The 6,134-nt window shown below is 61.8% G+C and carries 8 protein-coding genes; 4 read left to right on the top strand and 4 right to left on the bottom strand.

Annotation, left to right across the window (positions count from 1 at the left end; translation table 11 throughout):
* A partial coding sequence (locus H145_RS21930; RefSeq protein WP_019949465.1) for a transposase occupies positions 1-256 on the top strand: 256 nt, incomplete at its 5' end.
* Positions 257-529: 273 nt separating this feature from the next.
* Here the strand turns inward: H145_RS21930 and H145_RS0117535 are convergent.
* Complete coding sequence (locus tag H145_RS0117535; RefSeq protein ID WP_071595239.1) at positions 530-1,765, bottom strand: MFS transporter; 1,236 nt, start codon at positions 1,763-1,765, stop codon at positions 530-532.
* A gap of 269 nt (positions 1,766-2,034) precedes the next feature.
* Here H145_RS0117535 and H145_RS0117530 point away from each other — a divergent pair, with 269 nt between their 5' ends.
* Complete coding sequence (locus H145_RS0117530; protein ID WP_019949463.1) at positions 2,035-2,901, top strand: manganese catalase family protein; 867 nt, start codon at positions 2,035-2,037, stop codon at positions 2,899-2,901.
* Positions 2,902-3,113: 212 nt separating this feature from the next.
* On the opposite strand, the gene H145_RS0117525 is transcribed toward H145_RS0117530, so the two are convergent.
* Positions 3,114-3,827, bottom strand: coding sequence for a DUF3239 domain-containing protein (locus H145_RS0117525; protein WP_019949462.1), 714 nt, complete (start codon positions 3,825-3,827; stop codon positions 3,114-3,116).
* A gap of 143 nt (positions 3,828-3,970) precedes the next feature.
* Between H145_RS0117525 and H145_RS0117520 the strand changes: the two genes are divergently transcribed.
* Complete coding sequence (locus H145_RS0117520) at positions 3,971-4,342, top strand: hypothetical protein (protein ID WP_019949461.1); 372 nt, start codon at positions 3,971-3,973, stop codon at positions 4,340-4,342.
* 93 nt (positions 4,343-4,435) lie between these two features.
* On the opposite strand, the gene H145_RS0117515 is transcribed toward H145_RS0117520, so the two are convergent.
* The gene (locus H145_RS0117515; RefSeq protein ID WP_019949460.1) at positions 4,436-4,903 is read right to left on the bottom strand and encodes a YybH family protein; all 468 of its coding nucleotides are present in this window, start codon (positions 4,901-4,903) and stop codon (positions 4,436-4,438) included.
* Positions 4,904-4,999: 96 nt separating this feature from the next.
* On the bottom strand, positions 5,000-5,524 hold the full coding sequence (locus H145_RS24905; RefSeq protein ID WP_019949459.1) for a glycine zipper 2TM domain-containing protein: 525 nt from the start codon (positions 5,522-5,524) through the stop codon (positions 5,000-5,002).
* A gap of 184 nt (positions 5,525-5,708) precedes the next feature.
* On the opposite strand from H145_RS24905, the gene H145_RS0117505 reads away from it, so the two are divergent.
* Positions 5,709-5,987 carry a hypothetical protein gene (locus H145_RS0117505; protein WP_019949458.1) on the top strand — a complete coding sequence of 93 codons (279 nt, stop codon included), beginning with the start codon at positions 5,709-5,711 and terminating at the stop codon, positions 5,985-5,987.
* Positions 5,988-6,134 lie beyond the last annotated feature (147 nt).

The following is a 6,134-nucleotide window of genomic DNA, read 5'->3' as shown; positions in this document are numbered from 1 at the left end:
ATCGGCCCATAAACTTAGTGGGGTAAAACAGTGGCTAGCCGGGCGGGGCGTGGAACTGCTGTTTCTGCCGCCCTACTCGCCCGACTTCACCCCCGTCGAGCAGGCTTGGAGCAAGCTCAAAACCAAGCTACGGGCGGCACAGGCCCGCACCCGCGAGGCGTTAATCGACGCGCTGCAAGAGGCCGTCAACTGGATTACCAGCGCTGATGCGCTCGGGTGGTTCAACCACTGCGGCTATCACGTCGCACAAGCGTAAAGATGGGCTAGATGTTCACGAAACCGCTATAAGCAGCCTCATATTCTACACCCCGTTGCCCTCAGTTTTCTCTCTCCTCAAAATAATGTTTAAACCACCGAGTGCAAGTTCTCAATTGAAAGCCAATGAATAGTCCCATTAATACGGAAGCTACTATACGTCCTAAACCTATCAGAATACGCATATCTGTTTATCCTATTTGATATTCTTCATTATAAATGTATTGTAATAACGACGAATGAAGTTGCCAGTGAAAAACATCTTATATTTTACTCAACTTACTACAGCGTCATTTCCCGATTCCCGCCCGTAAAACCGGCTCACCAGATACGCCAGTGCTACCAGGCCCAGGCCCACGGCGCACACGCCGGGCCACTGGTAGTGGGTCCAGGCGAGGCCGCCGAGCAGCGAACCGGCCGAGGCGCCGATGAAGCAGGCCGTCATGTACACGGTGTTCAGGCGGCTGCGGGCCTCGGGGCGCAGGCTGAAAATGCGGGTCTGGTTGGCGATGTGCGCCATCTGCTGGCCCACGTCGAGCACGATTACGCCTGCAATGAGGCCCAGCAGGTGGTAGCCGCCGAAGGTCATCAGCAGGTAGCCGCCACCAAACAGCGCCAGCCCGATGCGCATGGCAAAGCCCGGCCCCTTCTGGTCGGCCGACTTGCCGGCGTAGGAGGCGGCAAAAGCGCCGGTGGCCCCAACGAGGCCGAACAGGCCGGCCACGTCGGCGCCGTAGTGGTAGGCGTCGCTTTCCAGAAAGAACACCAGCGTGGTCCAGAAGGCGCTGAAGCCGCCGAACAGGCAGGCCCCGATGATGGAGGAGCGGCGCAGCGCCGGCAGCTCGGCGGCCAGCGTGCCCAGCGAGCGAAGCAGGCTGGCGTAGGTTCCTGCGTAGTAGGGCTGGTTGCTGGGCAGCATCCGGGCCAGCACGGCCACCAGCGCCAGCATCAGCCCGGTGCCCACCCAAAACATGGTGCGCCAGCCGAAGTGCAGGCCCACGTAGCCGCTGATGGTGCGCGACACCAGAATGCCAATCAGCAGCCCGCTCATCACCTTGCCCACCACCCGGCCGCGCTGCTCATCGGAGGCCAGCGAGGCGGCCATGGGCACCAGCAACTGCGGCACGGCCGAGAAAAAGCCCAGCAGCAGCGAGGCGCCCACTAATACTCCAAAAGTGGGCGCGTAGGCGGCTACTGCCAGGCACACGGCCACCAGCCCAATCAGGGCCATAATCAGGCGCTTCCGCTCCCATTTGTCGCCCAGTGGCACCAGCAGCAGCAGGCCCAGCGTGTATCCCACCTGCGTAACGGTGGCCACCCAGCTGACTTTGCTTTCGGTGAGGCCGAATGTACGGCCGATTTCGGCCAGCAGCGGCTGGTTGTAGTAGAGGTTGGCCACCACCAGCCCGCACGTTATGGCCATCAGCCAGACCTGGGAGGGGGCCAAGGGGGCGGGCGCCGGCGCGGTGGAAGTGGGTTGAACGGGCTCGGCAGTCAATAAGTCACTCATGTACTAAAAGGCCGCTCCTGGTGGAGCGGATCGGCAAAGGTACGCTGCCCCGGCTCCGCATCCGGCCCGGCCGACCATAAGCTCAGCCGTTAGGCCGCAAGGCAGTAATTAGTGTCGAGTTTCTTTGATTCCAGCCAACTGGCCGTGTTTTTTGATTATTCAAAGATGCCAAAATTCCGTTTCGGCCAGGCCAAAAACCGGGGCGTATAGGGGAGGGTTGCGCGGCAGGGTGCCGGCTAACGCAATGCTTCACCCCAACTTATTTTTCTATGTTCTACCACGATAAGGAGCTACAGTACAAAGTGAAAGTCGATAAGCCCAACCCCGTGTTTGCGCGCATGCTGCAGCAGGCGGTGGGCGGCATTGAGGGCGAAATCCGGGTGTGCCTGCAGTACCTGTTTCAGGCGTTCGGCTCGCGCGGCCCGTCTAAGTACCGCGACATGCTGCTCGAAACCGGCACCGAGGAAATCGGCCATATCGAAATGCTGGCCACGGCCGTAGCCCTCAACCTGGAGGGTGCGCCCCTGAGCCTGAAAGAGGAAATGGCGAAAGACCAAGCCATCGGGGCCGTAATGGGCGGCATGGACGTGCGCCACATCCTCTCGTCGGGCCTCTCGGCTATGGCCGTGGATGCCAACGGCGTCCCGTTCAACGGCTCGTGGGTGGTGGGCAGCGGCAACCTGGCGGCCGATATGTACGCCAACGTGATGGCCGAAAGCACTGGCCGCCTGCTGGCTACCCGCCTCTGGGAAGCCACCGACGACCCCGGCATGAAGGATATGCTGGCCTTTTTGATTGCCCGCGACACCATGCACCAGAACCAGTGGCTGGCCGTGCTTGAAGAGCTGGGCGGCCCCACCGGCGTGCACCCCATCCCGAACAGCTTCCCGCAAAGCGAAGAGCTGCAGCAGTACAGCTATGCCTTCATGAGCACGAGCATCAACGGCGAAACGGCCCCGGGCCGCTGGACCAGTGGCCCCTCCATTGACGGCAAGGGCGAGTTCTCGGTGATTCAGGGCAAACCCGCCGGCCAGGAGCCCAAGCTGGCCCCGCCCGCGCCCAAAGGCCACGCCCAGAAAGAGCAAATGAGCACTTTCGACAACATCATCGACAAGGCCAAAGACGTGCTCGGGTAATTAAAAACAGCTTGCCCGCTAGCTAACCGGCTGGCATTACTGTCTGAAACCCCCAAGCAATGAGCCCCCAACCAGCATCGTATTGGTTGGGGGCTCATTGTTTTACCCTAATCCGAGGGCGACTCCGAGAACGGATAGGTCTTCATCAGAAAAAGTGAGTAGTATTTTTTGCTGAGCAGGTTACGCACCCCAGGCCTGCCCCATTCGGGGAGCTACATTAGCCCAACCACCGGCGCTACGTTGGGAACCAGCTCCAGGTCGTCGTTGAAAAAGCTGATGGAATAGTCGCCTTCCGCCGGCGGGGTGCGCGTGGCCAGCTCCTCTGTCAGCTCCCACTCTTCGGGCGGAATGGCGGCGCGGGCAGCCTCAATAACGGCCGGGTCGGCGGTACCCCAAGCCAGCGGACGGGGCTCGTAGTCAGTGTAGATACCGTCGGCGCCGGGCCCGAACAGCGCCACGCAGGGCACCCGCTCGCCCAGCTGCTCGGGGTGCATGGTCAGTGCCGGCACGGTCAGGTGCTTAACGCCCCACACGATGCCGCGCGAATTCTGGCTCTCGCCGTCCTCTACTTCGGCCACCACCGTAACGCGCAGCGGGGCTACGGCCGTGATGATGCCCGGCACCAGCAGCCCGTTACGGTAGGCGTCGCCGGTGAGCATGCGGCGGAAGCGCCACCCGAACAGAAACACGGCGTAGGTCAAGCAGGCGAAGGCAAAGGCCGTTTTGGGGTAACCCAGCAGGTAAACCCCCACGACCACAACTAGCAGGCCGGCCAGCGCCGACATACTGCGCCACAGGTAGCGGCGGTAGGTGCGGTGGTAGGTGTCGAGCCGCCGCACTTTTTGCATGTCGGGCTGAATATTGACGGCGCGGCTGGCCATCGAACCGCCCAGAAATTCGCCGGGTTCACCAATTTCTCTTTCCATAAAAACAGCAGCTAGCAGATGGGATGGATGAAAAGTACGCTGCTTTCTGATACTGGCTGCAACGAAATCAGGTTGCCACCGACTAGCCGGCAACCATTTGGCAGCTAGCGCGTCCCTCCTGTACCGCTTTATCATCGCCCGCCATGAAAACCGTATCACTGCCTGCCCTGCTGCTCCTGGCTGCCACCACCGCCGCTACGGCCCAGCAACTCCCGCGCCCCGGCCAGAAAAACCCCGACTGGCGCCTGCTCAAAACTGAAAACCCGTCTGGCTCGGCTGCCGCTAATGCCGACCAGCCCCGCCCGGTGCCCATGCCCAACGGCGGCGGCCTCCTCAGTGGCGGCTCGCGCGACAGCAACGGCCATTGGGCCCTCTACTACGACCCGGGTCATTCGCTGCGCTACAACCTGAAACAGCTGCTGCCCAAGGGCATTGCCGTGGTGCAGCACACCCAAACCGGCACGGTGTACACCTACCAGGCCAGGAACCTGGCAGCGGTGCGCGAGCCGGAATAAACGGGTTGCCAACCACAAAGCCCCGATGAGCCACCCAACCAATTGGGGCGGCCCACCGGGGCTTTGTGGTTTAAGCAGAGGTGGCGCGGCGGCCTACTTCACCTTCACGGGGAGGCCTTCGAGCTGCACGTAGCTGAGCTTCCAGGCGTTTTTGGCGTTCTTTTTCCAAACCAGGATGAAGTTGCCTTCGCCCTCGCCGCGGGGCTGGTCGGCCGTTTCGGGCAGCACGTCGGTCGAGAAAGTGCCGGCCTCGTAGGCCATAGCCGGGCCGCTGCCCGAGTTGGTGCCGTAGAGCTTCAGGTCGGCAATGGTGCCCATCGTGGCGCGTACCCACTTGTCCGACACCTCGGCCTTGCCGTTGAAGCGCGTGGCGCCCTGGGCATACTGCACGTCGTCGGCCAGCAGCGTATCGAGCTGGGCGGTGTTTTTGGCGTTCCAGGCCCCAATGAACTGTTGGTTGAGGCTTTGCACGTTCACGGCATCGGCGGCGGCATCGGTTTTGGCGTCGGAGCAGCCGGCCAGCAGGGCACCTCCCAGCAGGAGGCCAAATAGGCGTTTCATAAGTGAAGGGTTAGGAGAAAGAATGCAGAAAAATTGAGTTGCAAAAAGCCCAAACCAATTGGTTTGGGCTTTTGCGGCAAGAACGGCAACGCTAGACTACCAGCTCTTGCGACGAACTTCGGAAGTGGGGTAAGCAGCCTCGCGCTGGCCGTAGGCCTCGTTGGGCAGGTAGCCCGAGCTCAGGGCGTAGGCGGGGGCAGCACCGGGCGCGGCAAAGCTGCTCATCAGGGCCGGGGCGGCCGTAGCGGCGGCCGGGGCGGCAGCCATGCTGGCGGCCTTGGCGCGGGCGGCCTCCGACTTGCCCTGGGCAATGCCCGAGCGGTAGGCGGCTTTGCGGTTGGCCTCGGCGCGGTTGGCAGCAGCAATGCGGGCAGCTTCGGCGCGGCGCTTGTTGTCGGCGGTGCGGCCGATGCTGTAACCCAGGCCGGCACCGGCGGCGCCACCTACCACGCCACCCACGGCGCGGTGCTTCTTGTTGATGATAGCGCCGGCAGCGGCGCCGCCCAATCCGCCGAGCACGGCACCCTTGGCGCTGGAGCTGACCTTGCGGTCCTGGGCGAAGCCGTGGAAGGCGGTGGTGAGGAACAGGACAAATGCGAGAAGCAGACTAACCTTTTTCATGGCGGATGTTTTTAAAGTGGAAGGGCGTTGGTGCCCCGGGGTAGAAGAGCGTTTTACAAGCACCATGCCAATACGGATAATCACCCGCCGAGGTTAAGCGCCACCGTACTCATTTTGCTTATTAAGCGCAGCTGCCTAAAGTGGACCTAACAGCCACGTAAGCGCCCTTTTCGTATCTGAGTGCATGAAGAATAAATTCATTCTGCAGGTTGCCGAAAGCCGGGCCCTAACCGGCCTGGGTGTACTGCTGCTGCCCGCCGCGCCACCCGTAATGCTGGCTTCTCTGGCCCTGCACACGAGCCTGCCGGTTCGGCTGGTTCAGCCTGATAAACAGGAGATTTCCGCTACGGCCAGCGTCGAGGAAATAGCCCGCGCCGGCGAGCCCGCTATCCGGGCGCTGTTGCTCACGCAGGAAGGCGCCGCGGCCGTGCCCGTTGGTACGGAGGTTTGGCTGACGGAGTGAGTAATTGTGTTGTCCTGACGTGGCGCCTCACCCCCAAGCCCCCTCTCTGAGAAAGGAGAGGGGGACTAATCTTTAGCTTCATAGAGTTAGAGCAACCGCTACTAGACTAAAAACTAGCATCTAGTTCCCCCTCTCCTTTTTCGGAGA

It is taken from the genome of Hymenobacter aerophilus DSM 13606 (assembly GCF_000382225.1).
Lineage (GTDB): Bacteria > Bacteroidota > Bacteroidia > Cytophagales > Hymenobacteraceae > Hymenobacter > Hymenobacter aerophilus.
Note: the sequence above shows the minus strand (reverse complement) of the source record. Positions and strands in the feature narration are given on the sequence as shown.